This window comes from Phenylobacterium sp., assembly GCF_037138395.1.
Taxonomy (GTDB): Bacteria; Pseudomonadota; Alphaproteobacteria; order Caulobacterales; family Caulobacteraceae; genus Phenylobacterium.
The window spans coordinates 1-18900 of the sequence record NZ_JBAXIM010000044.1; the positions used below are offsets into that span (position 1 = coordinate 1).

Annotated in this window: 24 protein-coding genes; 9 read left to right on the top strand and 15 right to left on the bottom strand. The window is 68.4% G+C overall.

The genetic code is table 11. The features are described 5' to 3' along the window. From WCJ52_RS05240 to WCJ52_RS05250, 3 genes are all read right to left on the bottom strand, one after another. Positions 1-248: FAD-dependent oxidoreductase (locus WCJ52_RS05240; protein WP_336902251.1), on the bottom strand; the 248-nt coding region annotated here is incomplete at its 3' end. Between the two features lie 77 nt (positions 249-325). Beyond that, the gene (gene mnmE, locus WCJ52_RS05245) at positions 326-1669 is read right to left on the bottom strand and encodes a tRNA uridine-5-carboxymethylaminomethyl(34) synthesis GTPase MnmE (protein WP_336902252.1); all 1344 of its coding nucleotides are present in this window, start codon (positions 1667-1669) and stop codon (positions 326-328) included. Further along, a complete protein-coding gene (locus WCJ52_RS05250; RefSeq protein WP_336902253.1) occupies positions 1666-1917 on the bottom strand; it encodes a DUF6489 family protein in 252 nt (83 codons plus the stop codon). The genes mnmE and WCJ52_RS05250 overlap by 4 nt, the downstream gene beginning before the upstream one ends. Before the next feature lie 191 nt (positions 1918-2108). Between WCJ52_RS05250 and WCJ52_RS05255 the strand changes: the two genes are divergently transcribed. Further along, the gene (locus WCJ52_RS05255; protein ID WP_336902254.1) at positions 2109-3080 is read left to right on the top strand and encodes a quinone oxidoreductase; all 972 of its coding nucleotides are present in this window, start codon (positions 2109-2111) and stop codon (positions 3078-3080) included. A 49-nt stretch (positions 3081-3129) separates the two neighbouring features. Here the strand turns inward: WCJ52_RS05255 and rho are convergent, their stop codons facing one another. From rho to hemE, 4 genes are all read right to left on the bottom strand, one after another. Further along, the gene (gene rho / locus WCJ52_RS05260; RefSeq protein ID WP_336902255.1) at positions 3130-4530 is read right to left on the bottom strand and encodes a transcription termination factor Rho; all 1401 of its coding nucleotides are present in this window, start codon (positions 4528-4530) and stop codon (positions 3130-3132) included. A 261-nt stretch (positions 4531-4791) separates the two neighbouring features. Next, positions 4792-5247: a CopD family protein gene (locus WCJ52_RS05265; protein WP_336902256.1), complete on the bottom strand. Its 456-nt coding sequence runs from the start codon at positions 5245-5247 to the stop codon at positions 4792-4794. Then, positions 5244-6290 (bottom strand): ferrochelatase, encoded by a 1047-nt coding sequence (gene hemH / locus WCJ52_RS05270; RefSeq protein ID WP_336902257.1) that lies wholly within the window; start codon positions 6288-6290, stop codon positions 5244-5246. Before hemH ends, WCJ52_RS05265 begins: the two co-directional genes overlap by 4 nt. After that, on the bottom strand, positions 6287-7318 hold the full coding sequence (gene hemE, locus WCJ52_RS05275; RefSeq protein ID WP_336902258.1) for a uroporphyrinogen decarboxylase: 1032 nt from the start codon (positions 7316-7318) through the stop codon (positions 6287-6289). Before hemE ends, hemH begins: the two co-directional genes overlap by 4 nt. A 497-nt stretch (positions 7319-7815) precedes the next feature. Here hemE and WCJ52_RS05280 point away from each other — a divergent pair, with 497 nt between their 5' ends. Genes WCJ52_RS05280 through dnaQ form a run of 5 tightly spaced genes read left to right on the top strand, consistent with a single transcriptional unit; the run spans position 7816 to position 11482 of the window. Next, positions 7816-8664, top strand: a complete 849-nt coding sequence (locus tag WCJ52_RS05280; RefSeq protein WP_336902259.1) for a pyruvate, water dikinase regulatory protein — start codon at positions 7816-7818, stop codon at positions 8662-8664. After that, positions 8661-9260: a Maf family protein gene (locus WCJ52_RS05285; RefSeq protein ID WP_336902260.1), complete on the top strand. Its 600-nt coding sequence runs from the start codon at positions 8661-8663 to the stop codon at positions 9258-9260. Before WCJ52_RS05280 ends, WCJ52_RS05285 begins: the two co-directional genes overlap by 4 nt. Further along, complete coding sequence (gene aroE / locus WCJ52_RS05290; protein ID WP_336902261.1) at positions 9257-10111, top strand: shikimate dehydrogenase; 855 nt, start codon at positions 9257-9259, stop codon at positions 10109-10111. Before WCJ52_RS05285 ends, aroE begins: the two co-directional genes overlap by 4 nt. Beyond that, positions 10108-10725 carry a dephospho-CoA kinase gene (gene coaE / locus WCJ52_RS05295; RefSeq protein WP_336902262.1) on the top strand — a complete coding sequence of 206 codons (618 nt, stop codon included), beginning with the start codon at positions 10108-10110 and terminating at the stop codon, positions 10723-10725. The genes aroE and coaE overlap by 4 nt, the downstream gene beginning before the upstream one ends. Positions 10726-10768: 43 nt before the next feature. Then, positions 10769-11482 carry a DNA polymerase III subunit epsilon gene (gene dnaQ, locus WCJ52_RS05300; protein WP_336902263.1) on the top strand — a complete coding sequence of 238 codons (714 nt, stop codon included), beginning with the start codon at positions 10769-10771 and terminating at the stop codon, positions 11480-11482. A gap of 4 nt (positions 11483-11486) precedes the next feature. Here the strand turns inward: dnaQ and secB are convergent, their stop codons facing one another. After that, positions 11487-11984, bottom strand: a complete 498-nt coding sequence (gene secB / locus WCJ52_RS05305; RefSeq protein WP_336902264.1) for a protein-export chaperone SecB — start codon at positions 11982-11984, stop codon at positions 11487-11489. A 193-nt stretch (positions 11985-12177) separates the two neighbouring features. On the opposite strand from secB, the gene timA reads away from it, so the two are divergent. The 3 genes from timA to WCJ52_RS05320 all read left to right on the top strand — a co-directional run bounded on the left by timA (position 12178) and on the right by WCJ52_RS05320 (position 14453). Beyond that, positions 12178-12798, top strand: a complete 621-nt coding sequence (timA, locus tag WCJ52_RS05310; protein ID WP_336902265.1) for a TIM44-related membrane protein TimA — start codon at positions 12178-12180, stop codon at positions 12796-12798. Between the two features lie 138 nt (positions 12799-12936). Continuing rightward, entirely contained in the window at positions 12937-13911 is a 975-nt protein-coding gene (locus WCJ52_RS05315; RefSeq protein WP_336902266.1) for an MltA domain-containing protein, read from the top strand. Then, on the top strand, positions 13908-14453 hold the full coding sequence (locus tag WCJ52_RS05320; RefSeq protein WP_336902267.1) for a Smr/MutS family protein: 546 nt from the start codon (positions 13908-13910) through the stop codon (positions 14451-14453). The genes WCJ52_RS05315 and WCJ52_RS05320 overlap by 4 nt, the downstream gene beginning before the upstream one ends. Here WCJ52_RS05320 and WCJ52_RS05325 read toward each other — a convergent pair. From WCJ52_RS05325 to WCJ52_RS05355, 7 genes are all read right to left on the bottom strand, one after another. After that, positions 14410-15657 (bottom strand): cation:dicarboxylase symporter family transporter, encoded by a 1248-nt coding sequence (locus WCJ52_RS05325; protein ID WP_336902268.1) that lies wholly within the window; start codon positions 15655-15657, stop codon positions 14410-14412. The genes WCJ52_RS05320 and WCJ52_RS05325 overlap by 44 nt on opposite strands. Beyond that, a complete protein-coding gene (locus tag WCJ52_RS05330; RefSeq protein ID WP_336902269.1) occupies positions 15654-15989 on the bottom strand; it encodes a phosphoribosyl-ATP diphosphatase in 336 nt (111 codons plus the stop codon). The genes WCJ52_RS05325 and WCJ52_RS05330 overlap by 4 nt, the downstream gene beginning before the upstream one ends. Continuing rightward, the gene (hisF, locus tag WCJ52_RS05335) at positions 15986-16759 is read right to left on the bottom strand and encodes an imidazole glycerol phosphate synthase subunit HisF (protein ID WP_336902270.1); all 774 of its coding nucleotides are present in this window, start codon (positions 16757-16759) and stop codon (positions 15986-15988) included. Before hisF ends, WCJ52_RS05330 begins: the two co-directional genes overlap by 4 nt. Before the next feature lie 2 nt (positions 16760-16761). Beyond that, positions 16762-17484, bottom strand: coding sequence for a 1-(5-phosphoribosyl)-5-[(5-phosphoribosylamino)methylideneamino]imidazole-4-carboxamide isomerase (hisA, locus tag WCJ52_RS05340; protein WP_336902271.1), 723 nt, complete (start codon positions 17482-17484; stop codon positions 16762-16764). After that, positions 17481-18113, bottom strand: coding sequence for an imidazole glycerol phosphate synthase subunit HisH (gene hisH / locus WCJ52_RS05345; protein WP_336902272.1), 633 nt, complete (start codon positions 18111-18113; stop codon positions 17481-17483). The genes hisA and hisH overlap by 4 nt, the downstream gene beginning before the upstream one ends. A gap of 4 nt (positions 18114-18117) precedes the next feature. Then, positions 18118-18708 carry an imidazoleglycerol-phosphate dehydratase HisB gene (hisB, locus tag WCJ52_RS05350; protein WP_336902273.1) on the bottom strand — a complete coding sequence of 197 codons (591 nt, stop codon included), beginning with the start codon at positions 18706-18708 and terminating at the stop codon, positions 18118-18120. Positions 18709-18711: 3 nt separating this feature from the next. Further along, positions 18712-18900: PfkB family carbohydrate kinase (locus WCJ52_RS05355; protein WP_336902274.1), on the bottom strand; the 189-nt coding region annotated here is incomplete at its 5' end.

Genomic DNA, 18900 nt, shown 5'->3' on the forward strand with positions numbered 1-18900 from the left:
CGGGACCGATTGAGCATGCGGAACTGGATACCGGCGACATCGGCCAGGCGGCCCATCACCCCATCCAGGGCGTCGATCTCGCGCACGAGGTGGCCCTTGCCCAGGCCGCCGATCGCCGGATTGCAGCTCATCTCGCCGAGGGTCTCAATCCGGTGGGTCAGCAGCAGGGTACGAGCGCCGAACCGCGCTGAGGCCGCCGCCGCTTCACAGCCGGCGTGACCGCCGCCGATGACGATGACATCCCACATACGCTCTACCCGCTCCTACAGGTCCCGGAAGCGGCAAGCTCCTACACCAGAACGGCCCCGGTTTCACGTGAAACAGGTCACTTGCCAATACAGAAGGTCGAGAAGATCCGGTCCAGGACGTCCTCGGGACCGATGCGCCCCGTGATCCGGTCCAGGGCGCGGGCGGCCAGGCGCACGTCCTCAGCAGCGAGTTCCGGAGCGTCCGAGAGGGCGCGGGCGCTCTCGAGGCGCTCAATGGCCTCCGAGAGGAGGGCCGCATGACGCAGGCGCGTCGCCGCCGGGGGCTCCGAATCGCCAAGCGCCGCAACGACCCGCCCGGCGAGCGCAGCCTCGAGGACAGCGATGTCCTCGGGGCACTCGGCGCTGATCCTGTGGGGCTCCAGGCCAAGGGCGGCGGCCTCCGCAAGGGCCCGGCCCACAGCGTCGCCGCCCGGCAGGTCTGATTTGCTGAGCAGGCAGAGGTCCCCGGGCCTCAGCACATCCGGCGGAGCCACCCCGGCACTGGCATCCCCGGCGCCATCCACCACCCAGAGCCTGAGATCTGCCTCTGCCGCCCAAAGCAGGGCTCGCCGGACACCCTCGATTTCCGCCGCGTCCTCCGCATCGCGCAGACCCGCTGTGTCCGCAAGGACCACCTTGTACCCCGCCAGGCGGAGGGATACCTCGATGACGTCCCGGGTGGTTCCCGGTGTCGGGGTGACAATCGCCGCCTCTCGGCGGGCAAGGGCGTTAAGAAGCGTGCTCTTCCCGGCATTGGGAGCGCCCACCAGGGCGATGGAGAAGCCGTCCCGGATCTGCTCCGCCCGCCGAACCCCGGCGACCGCCCCCGAGAGTGCCGCCAGTAGCCGGTCCAGAACAGGGCCCGCCCTGCGAGCAAGGTCGTCGGGAAGGTCCTCGTCGGGAAAGTCCACCGCGGCTTCGAAGAAGGCGAGCGCTTCGACAAGGTCAGCGCGCCATATGTCCCGGGCCCGGCCCAGGGCGCCGCCCAGCTGGGCCAGGGCCTGGCGCCTCTGAGCCTCCGTCTCAGCGTCGATCAGGTCTGCGACCCCCTCGGCCTGGGCCAGATCGAGCCGGCCGTTTTCAAAGGCGCGACGGGTGAACTCGCCGGGCTCAGCTAGCCGCAGGCCAAGGGCGGCGAGGGCCTGCAGGACCGAAGCGACGACCGAGGCGCCGCCGTGCAGGTGCAATTCGGCGCTATCCTCGCCCGTATAGCTCCCAGGCGCCGGAAACCAGAGCACGAGGCCGTCGTCGAGGACTTCGCCATTACCCGCCCGGAGCCTGCGCAGGGCCGCCCGTCGCGGCATCGGGACCCCGCCGGACAGGGCGCGCACGGCGTCCAGCGACCCGGGGCCTGACAGGCGCACCACGGCCACCGCCGCCCGGCCCGGGGCGGTCGCGGGGGCGAAGATGGTATCGTTCATTTCGGGCGGGCGGCGCCCGCGCCCAGACCGGCCGTCTGGGTCATCAGCTTGGTGAACTGTTCCTGGGCGCCGGCGCCAAAGCTCATCCAGTTCTTCATCAGCTCGTCGGGGGCCAGCATGGATAGGTTCGCGGTCATTCGCGCCTGCATCTCTTCGACCATCCGTGCATTCAGGGCGCTGACATCGGGCAGGCCCAGGAAGGCGCGGGCCTCGACGGGGGAGCAGTCGATCTCGAAAGTGATCTTCATGGCGGAGCCTCTGTTGACGCCCTCAGGATAGCGCGGCCTGCGGGGATCGCAAAACCACCTTCCGCCCGGGTGGCGGCGGGCTTAAGTGTCGGGGCGGGTCGTCCGGGAGAAAACCGATGGAAGTGACACTTCAGGTCGAGCAGGCCCGCGCACCGACCTTCCACCCCGCTTATCTCGAAGAGGCCTGAGCCATGCACGCCATCCGCTTCGCCACTACCGGCAGTCCCGATGTTCTGGACCTCGTCGAGCTCCCCGACCCCCAGCCCGGCCCCGGGCAGATCCTAGTCCGGCAGGCCGCCATCGGGGTCAACTACATCGATACCTATCACCGGTCCGGCCTCTACCCACTGAAGCTACCCTCAGGCCTTGGGATGGAAGGTGCCGGAGAGATCGTCGCTGCAGGCGAGGGCGTCGAGCGTTTTGCCCTGGGAGACCGTGTCGCCTTCGCATCAGGGCCGATTGGCGCCTATTCTGACCTTCACGTGGTGGACGCCAGCCGGGCAGTGGGGATCCCCGAAGGGGTGGATGAGCGCACGGCAGCTGCCGCCCTGCTGAAGGGCATGACCGCCGAATTCCTGCTGCTGCGCTGTCGGCCCCTGCGTGCCGGGGAGCCGGTGCTCATCCACGCCGCCGCCGGGGGCGTGGGACAGATCCTGGTGCAGTGGGCCAGGGCCCTCGGCGCCGAGGTGATCGCCACCGCCGGAAGCCCCGCCAAAGCCGATCGAGTGCGGGCCCTGGGCGCGCACCACGTGATCCTCTACGGGGAGCAGGATGTGGCTGCGGAGGTCCGCCGGATCACAGGCGGCACAGGCGTGCCCGTGGCCTACGACTCCGTTGGAGCCTCCACCTTCGAAGGCACCCTGGCCAGCCTGGCCCGGCGGGGAACCTTCGTCAGCTTCGGCAATGCCTCGGGCTCGCCGCCTGCCGTCGACCCGGCGCGGCTGATGCGGATGGGATCCCTGTTCTTCACCCGTCCGACCCTGGGCGACTATATTTCCACGACGAAGGAACTGGACGCGAGCGCCGCCGCCGTCTTCAGCCGCATCGGCGCCGGGGAAATCTCCATCCAGATCGGCCAGACCTTCCCCCTCAGCCAGGCCCGGGCGGCCCATGAGGCTCTGGAGTCCCGCCAGACTGTAGGCTCGACCCTACTCATCCCCTGAGCGGGAAGGCACAACCCGTGTTTCACGTGAAACATGGGTCCAATGCGGGTCAGGTGTTCATGGACTGGAAGAAGTCGTCGTTGGTCTTCGACTGGCGCAGCTTGTCGAGCAGGAACTCGATGGCGTCCTGGGCGCCCATGGGCGCGAGGATCCGACGCAGGACGTGGGTTTTGGTCAGCTGACCCGGCGGGGTGATGAGCTCGTCCTTACGGGTGCCGGACTTGAGGATGTCGATGGCCGGATAGATGCGCCGGTCGGCGACCTTGCGGTCCAGCACGATTTCCGAGTTCCCGGTGCCCTTGAACTCCTCGAAGATCACCTCGTCCATCCGGCTGCCGGTGTCGATAAGCGCCGTGGAGATGATGGTCAGAGAGCCGCCCTCCTCGATGTTCCGGGCCGCGCCGAAGAACCGCTTGGGCCTCTGGAGGGCGTTGGCGTCCACGCCGCCGGTCAGGACCTTGCCCGACGACGGCACGGTGGTGTTGTAGGCCCGGCCCAGGCGGGTGATGTTGTCGAGCAGGATGACCACATCCCGCTTGTGCTCGACCAGGCGCTTAGCCTTCTCGATCACCATCTCGGCCACCTGGACGTGCCGCTGGGCGGGCTCGTCGAAGGTTGAGGCAATAACCTCACCCTTCACCGTCCGCTGCATGTCAGTGACTTCCTCGGGGCGCTCATCCACCAGGAGGACGATAAGGTAGCATTCCGGATGGTTGGCCGCGATCGCCTTGGCGATGTTCTGCATCATGATGGTCTTGCCAACCCGGGGCGGGGCGACGATGAGACAGCGCTGGCCCTTTCCCAGGGGTGCGACGATGTCGATGACCCGGCCGGAACGGTCCTTCAGGGTCGGGTCCTCCATCTCCATCCTCAGCCGCTCCTGCGGGTAGAGCGGGGTCAGGTTGTCGAACAGGACCTTGTGACGGACGTTCTCCGGGGGCTCGAAGTTGATCTGGTCTACATTGACCAAGGCGAAATAGCGCTCGCCCTCCCGGGGCGCGCGGACGCCCCCGTCGACCGTATCGCCGGTGCGAAGGCCGAACTTCCGCATCTGAGAAGGGCTGACATAGATGTCGTCTGGCCCGGGAAGATAGTTAGCCTCCGGGGAACGGAGGAAACCGAAGCCGTCGGGCAGGACCTCCATGGTGCCGGAGCCCGAGATCTCCACGCCCTCCTCGGCCAGTACCTTGAGGATGGCGAACATCATATCCTGCTTGCGCATGGAGTTCGCGTTCTCGATCTCCAGGGTCTCAGCGAAGGACAGCAGGTCGGCGGGGGACTTGTCCTTCAGCTCCTGCAGCGACATGCGCGTCAGGCCCATGGCGGCTATGGCCTGTGCGGCCTCGTTGGGCTCGTCGTCCTCGACGGTGGCCGCGTCACCGCCAAGCGAGGCGTCCTCGATGGCTTCAACCAGGTCGGCGGGATCGGGGGAAAGGATGTCTTCAGACATAATTCGCAGTCCTGACGGCGCCAGGCGCTTCCGCCGGCGACAAGGGATCCCGGGCGGAACGCCCCGGTCCGTTCAAATGTTTTCGTTCCGGGAGCTCTGGCCAATCCCTGGGATGGCGCGTGAGTCCGGCAAGAGGCGGGGTCTCCCGGTGCCGATCTGGGCGATTGGGAGCGGAGCAGCCGAACCACAGCCGCCGGGCCGGGTCAAGCCTGGTGACCAATCCAGCTGGGTTTTGCCGCGTATTCCGCAGCACGGCGGGCTCTAACGTCCGAATTCGAGAGTGACCGCGAGAACCATGATAATGGCTGCCAGGAACGGGAGTTCGTTCGTCGCGCGCCAGAACCGGTTCGACCGGGTATTGGTTCCCGCGACAAAGCGCTTCCGCGCTGCCCCCAGGAAGTGATGCCAGCCAAGCAGGAAGACCACGCCTGCGAGCTTCACCAGCATCCAGACCTCGAGCAGGAAGCCCCATCCACCCAACCTCTGGGTGGCGTCTACCCAGATGAGGCCCAGGCCAAACACCAGGGCGGCGATCATCGCTGGCCCCATGATGATCCTGTAGAGCTTCAGCTCCATGGTCTGGAAGGTCAGGTCCATCTCCGACCCAGGCGTCGCGTTCACGTGGTAGGCGAAAAGCCGTGGCAGGTACAACAGCCCGGCCATCCAGGCGATCACCGCCAGGATGTGGAGCCCACGGAGCAGGTCGTAGAGGTTCATCGGTGGCTCTTCTTTGCCATCTGTCCGACGGGGCACCGCTTGCAGGACGACGGGCAGGTCCAACCCCCGTCCGGCGCGGGACCCGAAGCGCGCCCAAGCGCCCTGTCCACGGCTCCGCCAAGGGCACTGATAAAGCCCGGATCGACCCCCGGTGTCGCGGCCCGTATCCAGACCGGGCAGCCCGCCTCGTGGGCCAGCTCGGCATACTCATGGTCCAGTTCGACCAGGGTCTCCACATGTTCGGAGACAAAAGCGATCGGGGAGACGATCACGCCCCGGCCCTCCGCGCCTGCCCTGCGGATCTCGTCATCCGTGGCCGGACCGATCCACTTCAGAGGCCCGACCCGGCTCTGGTAACTGATGCGCCAGTCCGGGAACTCTGGGAGCAGGGCGGCGACTGCCGCAGCCGTTGCCTCAACCTGAACCTGATAGGGGTCGCCACCGGCCACGATCGTCTCAGGCAGGCCGTGGGCGGAGAACAGAAGCCGCAGACCTTCCGGGCGGCCGCCCTTCTCCCAGGCGGACCGGATGGCCTGCGCGTGGGCCCCAATGAGGCCCTCGACGGTAGGATAACAACAGACCGTCCGCGTCTGGCCCGGCCCGCGGTAGGCTCGCTCCCAGTCCGACAGGGACGATTCTGACGTGGTACTCGAGTACTGCGGATAGAGGGGCAGGAGGACGATCTCGTCTGGGTTCCAGGCGGCCACCGCCTGGGCGGTCTCGGGCGCGAAGGGCTTCCAGTAGCGCATGGCAATGAAGACCCGACTTTCCCGGCCGGGCTCGCTGCGGTTCAATTCCGCTTCCAGGGCCTCGGCCTGCCGGCGGGTCTCTGGAAGGAGGGGTGAGCCGCCGCCCATGATGGCATAGTTGGCCCGGGCACCCTTGGCGCGAGTGGCAGAAATGAAGGCGGCCAGGGGATAGCGGATAGGCGCCGGGGCGCCGATGATGGCCTTGTCCCGGAACAGATTGAACAGAAAGGGGCGAACGGCGTCCGGACCATCCGGACCCCCAAGGTTAAACAAGACAACGGCGAGGCGGCTCATTTCCCGGTGATCCTTCGGACGGCGCGTTCGATGTTGGCGACAGGGGTGTCGGGTAGCACGCCGTGCCCAAGATTGAAGATATAGGGTGCCGGCGACCAGGCTTCGATGAGGGTATCGATCCGGGCGTCCATGGCGTCGCCGCCTACACGCAGCAAAAGATTGTCGAGGGCACCCTGGATGGTCTTGCCCTCGGCCTGGATCCTCCTACCCACGGCAAGGCTGGCCTGGGTGTCGAGCCCCACCGCCTGGACCGGCACGGCTTCAGCGTAGCGGTCCACGAGAACCCCCGCCCCCCGCGGGAAGCCAATGAAAGGGGCGTCGACGCCGGCAGCGCGGACCCGGCGGATGATGTCTTGGTGCGGCCGGATCACCACCCTTTCGAAGACATCCTCAGCCAGACCTTCCGCCCAACTTTCAAAGAGCTTGAGGACTTGGGCCCCGCTCTTGGCCTGCATGACCAGGTACCGGGCGGTGGCATCACTGAGGATCTCCAGGAGCCGGTCCAGGACCTCGGGCTGGGCGTAGGCGAAGCTGCGGGCTGCGGACCTGTCCGATCCTCGCCCCTCGATCATGTAGGTGGCGACCGTCCAGGGTGCGCCCGCGAAACCAATCAGCGCCCGTTCGGGTTCCAGCGCAGACCGCACCTGGGCCAGGGTCTCGCCGATCGAGGACAGTCGCCCCGTCGAGGCTTCTATTTCCCCCGCAAGGGCGGCAATCTCTGGCAGAGCTCCAAGGCGCGGGCCCTCTCCGGCCTCGAACCAGACCTCCTGGCCCAGGGCCTGGGGGATGAGAAGGATGTCTGCGAAGACGATGGCCGCGTCGAAGGGGAACCGCCGCATGGGCTGGAGGGTCGCTTCGGCGGCCATCTCCGGGTCGTAGCAGAAGGCGAGGAAGTCCTTGGCCCGGGACCGGAGCTCCCGGTACTCAGGAAGCGAGCGTCCCGCCTGCCGCATGAACCAGACGGGGGGGCGTGCGAAGGCTTCCCCGGCCAGGGTTCGCAGAAGCTTGGGAGTCGAGGCGTCAGACATGGCGCTCTTAAACCCTGCCAAGCCTTTGGGCTCAAGCGTGGGGATCAGAGAACCCATCCCTTCCTTCCAATCTGAAGGTCTTTCTTTTCGAGTTGTAGGGGTAGCAGGCAGGCGCAAGCCGGGGACGGATATCGGTTTCCCATCAGGATCCACCGCCGCCTGAACGGTTTACCCACCGTCTTGGAACGCGGCCTGATCAATCTGTGGAAAACCACGAACCCATTGAAAATAAGGACGAATTCAGAGTTTATACAATGGAGAAGCCCTTAGGGCTCGCCCCCTATATTCTTCATTCGTTAACCTTGTGGGCCATCGATGCACAGCCAGTGGCCCCGGTGGATCAAACGGCGCTTTCACACCCGCTCTTGGGCCAGCCCGCCTGGCCCGCTCTGTCGCCAGGTGTTTTCTCCCCAACCTGAATGACATCGGCTAAGAAGGCGTCGACAGTTTCGTCCACAGGTTTCCCTCCAGACCCCGAACCGAGCGTCACCCCGACCATGACCTCCGCCTCACGCTTTGCGATCTACTTCCACGTGCACCTGGTGTCGGACTCCACGGGCGAGACCCTGAACGCCATGGCAAGGGCGGTCTGTGCAAGATTCGAGAACGTCCTGCCTATCGAGCACTACTACGCCCTGGTGCGTTCGCCCCGGCAGCTTGAGCGGGCCCTTTCGGACATTGAGGCGGCGCCGGGCATGGTCATGCATACCATCGTCGATGACAGCCTCAGGACGCTTCTGGAAGACGGATGTCGGCGGCTGGACATGCCCTGCATTGCCGCCCTGGACCCCCTGGTCTCAGCCCTCTCGCGCTATCTCGGCGCCAACCTAACCCGCAGGGTTGGCGTCCAGCACGCCCTGGATACTGATTATTTCAACCGGATGGACGCCTTGAACTATGCCATCGGCCACGACGATGGGCAGGGCGGCCAGGAGCTGGACCAGGCGGATGTCGTCCTCGTGGGGATCTCGCGGACGTCCAAGACCCCCACCTGCATCTACCTGGCCCACCGGGGGATCCGCGCCGCAAACGTCCCGCTGGTTCCGGGCGCCCCGGTCCCGGAAAAGCTGGCCCAGCTTGAAAAGGCGCTGATCGTCGGGCTGACCATCTCTGCCGACCGACTCATACAGATCCGGCGCAACCGCCTTCTGACCCTTCGGGAAAACCGGGACACCAGCTACACGGACATGGAGGCCGTCCGCGAGGAAGTGGTACAGGCGCGCCGGCTCTACGAGCGCCAGGGCTGGCCGGTGATCGATGTCACCCGACGCTCGGTCGAAGAGACGGCCGCTGCCGTCCTCAACCTGCTTCAGGACAACCGCCCCGCGACGGTGATCACCCCGTGAAGGCCCCCAACGTCATCCTCGCTTCGAGGAGCGCGGCGCGCTCGGCGGTTCTGCGGGGCGCGGGCGTTCCCTTTGAACCCGCGGATTCCGGGCTGGATGAAGACATACTGAAGACCCGGATGCTGTCAGACGGCGCTGGCCCCGCAGCCATCGCCTCGGCCCTGGCACGGGAGAAGGCCCTAGCAGTCTCGTGTCTGCATCCAGGCCTGGTGATCGGCGCCGACCAGACTCTCGATTTCGAGGGCCAGCTGCACGACAAGCCTCCGACCCTTGAGGCTGCCGCCGATCGGCTTTGGGCCATGAGGGGCCGCCGGCACGCCCTGCACGCCGCCGTGGCGGTGGCCCGGTCGGGAGAGATCATCTGGGAAACCCTATCCACGGCCGAATTGGTTATGCGCGACTTCAGCCCAGCCTTTCTGGAGGCTTACATCGCGGCAGAGGGCGAGGCCCTGCTTGGCTCCGTGGGCGCCTACCGGCTCGAGGGGCCGGGGGTACAGCTCTTTTCCGAAATCACCGGGGATTATTTCAGCATCCTTGGCCTGCCCCTCACGGGACTCCTGGACTTCCTTCGCGGGGAGGGTGTGCTGCTGCCATGAACCTCACCGCCGCTACACGCCTGGCCGGTGTCGTCGGCCACCCCATCGCCCACTCTCTCAGCCCCGTCCTGCACAACGCTTGGCTCGAAGCCGCCAGCCTGGACGGCGCCTACCTGGCGTTCAGCGTCGACCCCAAGAGGTTCGCCGCCTTCATCGAGGGACTTCGCGGCGGCTCCCTGGCCGGGCTAAACGTCACCCTGCCTTTCAAGACTGATGCCCTCGCCGCCGCCGATCATGTCTCGGGGCGGGCACAAGCGGCCGGCGCGGCCAACCTCCTCGTCTTCCGCCAGGACGGCACCGTAGCTGCCGACAATACGGACGGTGAGGGCCTGCTCTATGCCTTCGCCCGCCAGGCGCCGGGCTTCCGTCCGGATAGCGGGCCAGCTGTCCTCTTCGGCGCCGGCGGTGCGGCCCGGGGCGCGGCGGCCACCTTCCTGGCGGCCGGCTGTCCCGAGGTCCGCATCGTCAACCGGACCCGGGCGCGGGCGGAGGCCCTATCGACCGCGCTCGGTGGCGCGATCCGCATTTTTGACCTCGCCGACGCAGCTGCTGCCCTCGACGGCGCCGCATCGGTGATCAACGCCAGCTCCGCCGGGCTGGGCGCCGCCGCCGCACCGCCGCCGGACCTGACCGCCGCGCCGGCTCACGCCGTGGTCATGGACATGACCTACCGCCCCCTCCGCACGCCCTTCCTCCTGGCCGGCGCGGCGCATGGGCTGGTTACTGTGGATGGCCTCGACATGCTGATCGGTCAGGCCATGCCCGCCTTCGAGGCCTTCTTCGGCCAGATGCCCCCCGCTGGCTGCGATGTCCGCAGGCGGGTCCTCCAAGTATTGGGACATCCGGAATGATCCATCTCGGCCTGACCGGCTCCATCGGCATGGGCAAGTCCACCACGGCGCAGATGTTCCGCGAGGCCGGCATCCCGGTCTACGACGCCGACGCTGCGGTGGCCGCGCTCTACTTGAGGGGGGGCGCCGCCGTGGAACCTCTCGAGGCTGCCTTCCCCGGTGTGACCCGGGACGGTGCCGTGGACCGGGAGGCCCTGAGGCTGCGGGTCCTCGGGGACGATGCGGCCATGACCCGGCTCAACGCCGTGGTCCACCCCCTGCTGGGCAGGAACCGCACCGATTTCGTTCTCCAGGCCGAGGCCTCGGGCGCGGATATACTGGTCTTCGATATTCCACTCCTCTTCGAGACCGGCGGCGAGCGCAATATGGACGCCGTGGCCGTGGTCACCGCCCCCGCGGATATCCAGAGGACCAGGGTCCTCGCCCGGGAGGGCATGACCCCGGACCGGCTGGACGCCATTCTCACGCGCCAGACCCCCGATGCCGACAAGCGCGCCCGTGCGGACTTCGTCATCGACACGGGCAGGGGCCTTGAGCCCGCCCGGGCGGAGGTGGGACGAATCCTGGCCGCCTTACGCGATCCGTCCTGGACCTCGAGGCGCACCGGCGCCTGACCCGCGGATTGATGCCCGGGCCGAAACAGGGCAATTCCAAAGAATGTCCCGCGAAATTGTCCTCGACACCGAAACCACTGGCTTCGAGCCCCACCTCGGGCACCGGCTGGTCGAGATCGCTGCCCTGGAGATCGAGGACCTCCTGCCCACCGGGCGGAGTTTCCACGCCTATATCGACCCCGAGCGCGACATGCCCGCCGACGCCGAGCGGGTCCACGGCCTGTCCTCAGCCTTTTTGAGGGGCAAGCCGAAGTTCGCCGATCCCGGCATCGCCCACGCCCTCCTCGACTTCATCGGCGAGGCACCGGTCGTGGCCCACAACGCCGGCTTCGACCGGGCATTTGTGAACTGGGAGCTGGGGCTTGCCGGCCTACCGGAGATCCCAGAGCCCCGGTGGATCGACACCCTGGCCCTTGCCCGCCGGCGGTTTCCCGGCATGCAGAACTCCCTCGACGCCCTGTGCAAGCGCTTCCGGATCTCTCTGTCAGAGCGCGAGAAGCACGGCGCGCTGATCGACGCCCGCCTGCTGGCAGCGGTCTATCTCGAGCTCAGCGGCGGCCGTGAGCGAGGCCTGGAGTTGACGATCGAGACCGCCTCTTCGCCGGCGGCGTCAGCGGCCCGGGGCACCTATGGCGTGCGCCCCAGCGCCCCGACACGCCTATCGACCGAGGCCGAGCGCGCGCGGCATAAGGAATTTGTCCTGGGGACCCTGAAATCCGACCTTTGGAAGACCTGGCTGGAAGCGGACCCGGGCTGACAGGTTAAGCCGTGCCCTGGACGACACCCATGCCTTCGGCCTCGGCCTTGCGGGCCATGTAGACGGCGTTGAAGTCGATCGGGTCGAGCATAAAGGGCGGGAAAGAGCCATCGGCCGTCACGTCCGCGATGATCCGACGGGCGAAGGGGAACAGGAACCGGGGGCATTCCACCAATAGGACAGCCTCCAGGCTTTCGCTCGGGACCCCATCGATGGCGAACAGGCCCCCATAGACCAGCTCGACCATGAACACCGGCCCATCCTCGCGCGCGGCGCGGGCGGAGAGCCGCAGGTCGACCTCAAAGAGCCCGTCATCCCGGCCCCGGGCGTTCATCTCGACGCCCATGTCGATCTGGGGCTGGGGTCCGCCTGACCTCAGAACATCCGGCGCCCGCGGGTTTTCGAATGAAAGGTCCCGGACGAACTGCGCCAGGATCCGGATGCCGGGCTCGGGGGCGACGGCGTCTCCGGCGAGCGCGTTCGGGGAATCGGTGTCGGACATTTTCAAGGCTCCGTATGGACCAAGACCGCCCTGGTGCGGCCTGAGATTTGGGCTGAAAACCGACCCGAAACCCGTCGGGCTGGCTATCATGGGGGCGCCCGGTGCGCAATCTCGGCACCCAGCACCTGTCGGGAGGCATAGAAACCTCTATATAGAAATCTTGACGCAACAATCGAAGTGAAGCGCCCCACCCGTGCTGCAGTTGATCCTCCTCGCCGTCGTCGCCGCCCTGGCCCTGTTCCAGCTCTATGCCGTACTGGGACGCCGGCTTGGCCGCCAGGCTGAAGACCGGGCCGTGCGCGCGCCCAACGCTCCGCAGCTCCGCCGGGCTGGGCCGCCCTTGGCCTCCGACGCCGCCATTCCCGATGAGCCTCCCGAAGGGCTCGCCGCCGTGCGCGCCCGGGACCCAGGCTTTGAGCCCCAGGTCTTTCTTTCCACGGTCCGAACGGCCTATCGGTCCATCGTCACCGCCTACGCCGCGGGCGACCGGGAGGTGCTGAAGCCCCTTCTTACCCCCGATGTCATGGCGGGCTTCGAGACTGGCATGGCCGAGCGGGAAGCCGCCGGACGCCAGGAAGGCGTCGAAATACCGCATCCGCCGCGCTCGGACGTCGAGGCCGCGGAAGTCGATGGCGACCGGGTCCGCATCGTCGTCCGCTTCCTGGCCGAGCTCATGCAGACCACGCGGGATTCGGCCGAGGCCGAGCCGCACGTCTTCGACCGTCGGACAGCTGAGTTATGGACCTTCGAACGCGACCTCTCGGACCGCGAAGGGGCCTGGCGCCTTGCGGGCGTCGACGCCGCCGAGGCCTGAACCGTGCGCGGGCCGGGCCTCCTCGCCCTGGCCGGGCTCTTCCTGCTCGCTGCATGCGCGACGGCCCCGACTCGAGCACCGACCCCGCGCCCGTCGTTTCCTGTTCCAGCGCCCCCGCGCTCGGCGCCACCGGCTCCGGTGCAACTCAAGCCCCAGTCTCGGCCACCTGCGGAGGCGCTACGTCCCCTTTCCGACCTGCCCGGTTGGGCCGAGGAGGACCATGCCGCCGCCTTCGAGGCCTGGCGCGCCAACTGCCGGGTGCGGCGGGCCCCCGGTATGGCGGAGGCCTGCCGCGACGCCATGGCCGTGGATCTCCTGGACGCGGTCGCCGCCCGTGACTTCTTCGAGCGCCGCTTCCTGGCCCAACCCCTGCCGGGCGAGGGTGTGCTGACGGGCTATTTCGCCCCGGTCTACGAGGCGAGGCGGACCCCCGATGCAGAATATTCGGCACCTTTGCGCCCCCGCCCCGCCGACCTGCCCCCGGAGGGTGGGGCCTATCCTGACCGGGCAAGGATCGAGGCTCGTCCCGCGCCGGATGCCCTCGCCTGGCTGAAGCCCGAGGAAAAGTTCTTCCTACAGATCCAGGGTTCAGGAACCCTTGTCTTCCCCGTCGGTCCACCCGCCCGGGCAGTCTTCGCCGGCACCAACAGCCAGCCCTTCTCTGGCGTCGCCAACGCCATGCGTGAGCGCGGGCTCTTGGAGGCGGGGCAGGTCTCTGCAGAGGGCATCCGGTCCTGGCTGGCCGCCCACAGGGGTCCGGAGGCCAGCGCTATCATGGCCCTCAACGCCCGATACGTCTTTTTCCGGCTGGTGCCGGAGGACGGGCTGCCCCCCCGGGGCGCTGCAGGTGTTCCCTTACCGCCTGGCCGGGCCATCGCGGTTGACCTGTCGCGGCACGTGGCGGGCGACCTCTACTGGATTGATGCCCGAAGCCCGCTCCTGTCCGGTGCCATTCCGGCCTATCGCCGGCTCGTGACGGCCCTCGACACCGGCGGTGCCATCCTCGGCGACATCCGCGCCGACCTCTACATCGGGCAGGGTCCCGAGGCAGGGCTGGAGGCGGGTCGCATTCGCCACGCCCTGCGGCTCTACCGACTGGTCCCCAGCCCATGAAGCGCCCGCTACACCCCGAGGAGCACAGGCTCTGGTCCCAGGTGGCCGCGACCATCCACCCCCTACCGGGCCGGGCCAGCGCCGCCGCAGAGCCCGCGCCGTCCCCTGGCGCTCATCTGGGCCCGGAGCCGCCCCTGCGCACCCCGCCGCCACCGCCCGCCGCGACGGCCCGCCGGCCGGGCCCTGCCGGTCCCAAGTCCCTTGAGCCTGTCCGCCTCCGCCGGATCGCCCGGGAGCGGGATCCCCTGGGTGCGCACATCGACCTGCACGGCCTCGGGCAGGAGGCCGCTCGTACGGCGCTGGAGGGCTTTGTGCTGGAGTGCTGGCGCGACGGCCTACGCTCGGTCCTGGTGATCACCGGCAAGGGGCTGAGGGGAGACGGCGTGCTTCGCCGCCTGACGCCGGAGTGGCTGGCCGCACCGCACCTCCAGGCCGTTGTTGCGGGGATTTCAGAGGCCCACAGGCGCCATGGAGGCGAGGGCGCGCTCTACATCGCCCTCAAGCGGCGCCCGCTCCCCGCCAGCGGGCCGCCCACGCTGTGACCCCCACGTGCCCGGCGACGTTGCCGAGGGTGCGGGAGAAATCCGGGAAGGTCTCGACCGCCAGGAGGAGGGGCAGAAGCTCCATGGGCAGGCCCATGCTCATGAAGATCGGCACCAGGGTAGTAAAGAAGGTGACCGAGCTGGCCACCCCTACCGCAGCCAAACTGACCACAGCGGCGACCAAGGCGCCGGCGATCACCTGCCCGGTGCCCAGGTGCACCCCATAGAGGTGGGCGACATAGAGGGCCACTGCCAGGTTTCCGGCAGGGCTCGTGATCCGGAACAGGGCCACGCCCAAGGGCAGGACCAGGCCCCGGACGCCCTCAGGAACCCCGAGCCGGGCGCAGGCGGCCAGCATGACCGGCAGGCAGGCCAGGGAGGACTGGGTGGAGATGGCCATGGCGCCGACCGGGGTCATGGCTGCCGCCAGGTCTCCGGGCGGGGTGCGGCCCCCGAAAAGGGCGGCGCCCAGGCCTAGCGCGCCCGCCATCAGGCACATCAGGGTGATGACGACTACATAATGGCCGAGAAGGCCCACGGCACCGACGCCGGTCCGGGCACCCACCGTCAGGGCCAGGAAAAAGACCCCAAGGGGCGCCAGGGCAAGCACCCACCGGACGATCACCATCATGGCGGCCTGGACGCCATCGAACACCAGGACCAGGGCCTCCCGGCGGGCGCTGTCGAGCCGCGACACCGCCAGGCCGAAGATCAGGGCGAAAACCACCAGGGAGGCCATTGCGCCTTCTGCCGCCGCCTTCACCGGGTTGGCCGGGATGAAGGCGCGGAGCCAGTCCGCCAAGGGCGGTGTCTCGGGGATCTTCGCAAGGCCCCCCGCCGCCGAGGCCCGCAGGGCCGCCGCCGCCTCGGCGGGCGCCGGCCATACCGACAGGAGGGCCGGCGCGGCTAGGGCGGTCAGGCCGGTAGCGACGAGCAGGAGAATGGCGAAGACCACCAGGGCTCGCCCTGCGAGCCCGCCGCGTCCGGCAGTGTCCGCCGCCCTTGCCATGCCGGTGACCATAAGGGCGAAGACCAGGGGGATGATGGTCATGCGCAGGGCGTCCAGCCAGACCCCACCAACCGCGTCGGCCGCCGCGACCAGGCGCGTTCCGCCGGGTATCTGGACCGCGTTCAGGACCGAGCCGACCGCCAGGCCCCCGATCAGTCCCCCAAGAATCTGGAGGGTGAGGGACGGGGCCTTCATGGCGACCCGGGGGTCCGCGCGGCCTTTTCCTCCAGGCCCGAGATCCCTTCGCGGGCCTCCAGGCGCATAGCCACCTCATCCGGCGAGACGCCCGAGGCCGCCAGCAGGACCAGGAGGTGATAGAGCACATCCGCAGCCTCGGCGGACAGGCCCTCGCGGTCCCCGCTGACCGCGGCGACCACCGCCTCAACGGCCTCCTCGCCGAACTTTCGTGCTGCCCGGGGGGCTCCGTCCTGGAGCAGTCTGGCCGTCCAGGAGGTGTCGGGGCTCGCGCCGCGGCGGGCCTCGATGACCGACTCCAGCCGGCTGATAGCCTCGCCGAGCCGGGTCATGCCGCGGTCTCCGGCGCCCGGACCGCGACCCCGGCCTGAGCCATGGCCGCCTTGACTTCACCGATGGAGACATCGCCGAAGTGGAAGATGGAGGCGGCGAGGACGGCGTCGGCGCCCCCTTCGGTGACGGCTTCGACCATGTGCCGGGCCTCCCCTGCGCCCCCTGAGGCGATCACCGGAACCTTGACGGCGTTTGTTACCGCCCGCAACAGGCCCAGGTCGTAGCCGCCACGGACACCATCACGGTCCATGGAGGTCAGGAGGATCTCGCCGGCACCCCGCCGCACCACCTCGGCGGCCCATGTGGCGGCGTCCAGCCCGGTGTCGCGCCGCCCTCCGTAGGTGAAGACACGCCAGCCACCCCCCGGGTTGGCCCGGGCGTCGACCGCCGCCACAACCGCCTGGGAGCCGAAGGCGTCGGCGCAGCGGGCGATCAGGTCTGGATCCTCAACCGCCGCCGTATTCACGCTGATCTTGTCAGCCCCCGCCAGGAGGAGGGCGCGGGCGTCCTCCACCGAGCGGATGCCGCCGCCCACCGAGAGGGGCATGAAACAGACGTCCGCCGTCCGGGCGACCACGTCGAGTATGGCCCCACGTCCCTCATGGCTGGCTGTGATGTCCAGGAACATAAGCTCGTCTGCCCCCGCCGCGTCGTAGGCCCTGGCCTGCTCGACGGGATCGCCGGCGTCGCGCAAGGCGACGAAATTCACGCCCTTGACCACACGCCCGTCCTTGACGTCGAGGCAGGGAATGACGCGGATCTTCAGCATGGTCAGGCCGAGGCGGCCAGGGCGAGGGCGGGATCGATGGCGCCGTTGTACAGGGCCCGGCCCAGGACGACGCCAGCCACCGGGGTCCCGCGGCGGGCCTTCAGGTGGAGGATGTCCTCCACGGAGGCGAGGCCGCCAGCGGCGATGACGGGGATGGCCACCGCGTCGGCTATGGCTCCGAAGGCCTCGACATTGAACCCCATGACCGTCCCGTCCCGGTCGATGTCCGTGATGATCAGGGCACCGACCCCGGCGTCCTCGAACCGGCGGGCCACGGTCACGGCATCGAGGTCGGTGTTTTCCGTCCAGCCCTGGGTGGCGACCTTGCCGCCGCGCACGTCGACGCTGACGGCGATCTGCTCGGGCCAGAGGCGGGCGGCTTCGAGCACGATCTCCGGCTGGGTGACCGCCACCGTGCCCAGTATCACCCGTGAGACCCCGGCCTCGATCCAGCGCTCGATGTCCTCGAGCCGGCGGATGCCGCCGCCCAGCTGAACCGGGGTGGAGACGGCCTCGAGGATGGCCTCTACCGCCCTGACGTTGACCGCCCGCCCCTCCACCGCGCCGTTCAGGTCGACGACGTGGATCCAGTGAAAGCCAGCGCTGGCCCAGGTCCGGGCCTGGTCTGCCGGGGAGGTGTTGAAGACCGTGGCCGTGTCCAGGGCGCCGTGGAGGACGCGGACGCACTCCCCGTCTTTCAGATCAATGGCCGGATAGAGGATCACGGGCGCCACTCCAGGAAACGCGACAGCAGGGCCAGGCCTGCGGACTGGGACTTTTCGGGATGGAACTGCACGCCCGCCATATTGTCCCGGACGACGGCGGCGGGGAAGTGGCCGCCATGGTCGGCCTGCGCCGCCACGTGCGCCGGGTCCTCGGGCCAGAAGGCAAAGGAGTGCGTGAAATACATAGGGGAGGCCCCGATTCCGGCAATCAGTTCCGGCCCGCGGGGATCGACCAGGTCGTTCCAGCCCATGTGCGGGACCTTTGCATCGGGGACTGCGGGCGAGAGACGGCGGACCTCGCCGGGAATCCAGTCCAGGCCCGGCGTCACGCCGAATTCGAGTCCGCGGGAGGCCATCAGCTGCATGCCCACGCAGATTCCGAGGAAGGGCCGGCCGCGCCCCTTGACGGCCTCCTCCAGCGCCTCCCGAAGCCCGGGCCGGGCGTCGAGGGCGGTCATGCAGGCGGCGAAGGCCCCGACACCGGGCAGGACGATCCGGTCCGCCGCCAGGACGTCTTCAGGCGCGTGGGTGACCTGGACCGACACCGCCCCGCCGCCTGCGCGGACGAGCGCCTTCTCGGCCGAGCGCAGGTTACCCGACCCGTAGTCGATCAGGGCGAGGCGGCTCATGGGGTCAGAGCGAGCCCTTGGTCGAGGGCGCCTGCCCGCCGGCCCGGGGATCGATCTCCAGCGCCTCGCGCAGGGCCCGACCGAGGGCCTTGAAGCCGCTCTCCGCAATGTGGTGCGAATTGGCCCCGTAGAAGGTCTCCAGGTGGATGCAGGCGCCGGCGTTGGTTGCGAAGGCGTGGTGGAACTCCTTGAAGAGCTCCGTGTCCATGTCGCCGACCTTGGGCGTCGGGAATTCGGTCCGCCAGACCAGGTAGGGCCGGTTCGACAGGTCCACCGCACAGCGGGTGAGGGTCTCGTCCATGGGGATGACCGCCAGGCCGAACCGGCGGATTCCGCGAAAGTCCCCCAGGGCCTGGCGTACCGCCTGGCCAAGCACGATGCCGACGTCCTCCACCGTGTGGTGGAAGTCGATGTGAAGGTCGCCCTTCGCTTCGACGTCCAGGTCAAGCGCGCCGTGGCGGCCGAGGGAGTCGAGCATGTGGTCCAGGAAACCGATCCCGGTGTGGATGCGGGTCACACCCGACCCGTCGAGGTTGACCCTGACGGTGATCTTGGTTTCGCGGGTCTCGCGAACCACCTCGGCCGTGCGCGCCATGGCCTAGAGCCCTTCCCGGTCGGCCAGCTCCCGCAGGGAGACCTGCGGCCGTGGCCCATAGTGAGAAATCACCTCGGCCGCCGCCAGGGCCCCCAGATGTCCGCAGACGTCCAACGACCGCCCAGCGGCGAGACCGTACATCACACCGGCTGCGTATTGGTCGCCGGCGCCGGTCGTGTCCACGACTTTTTC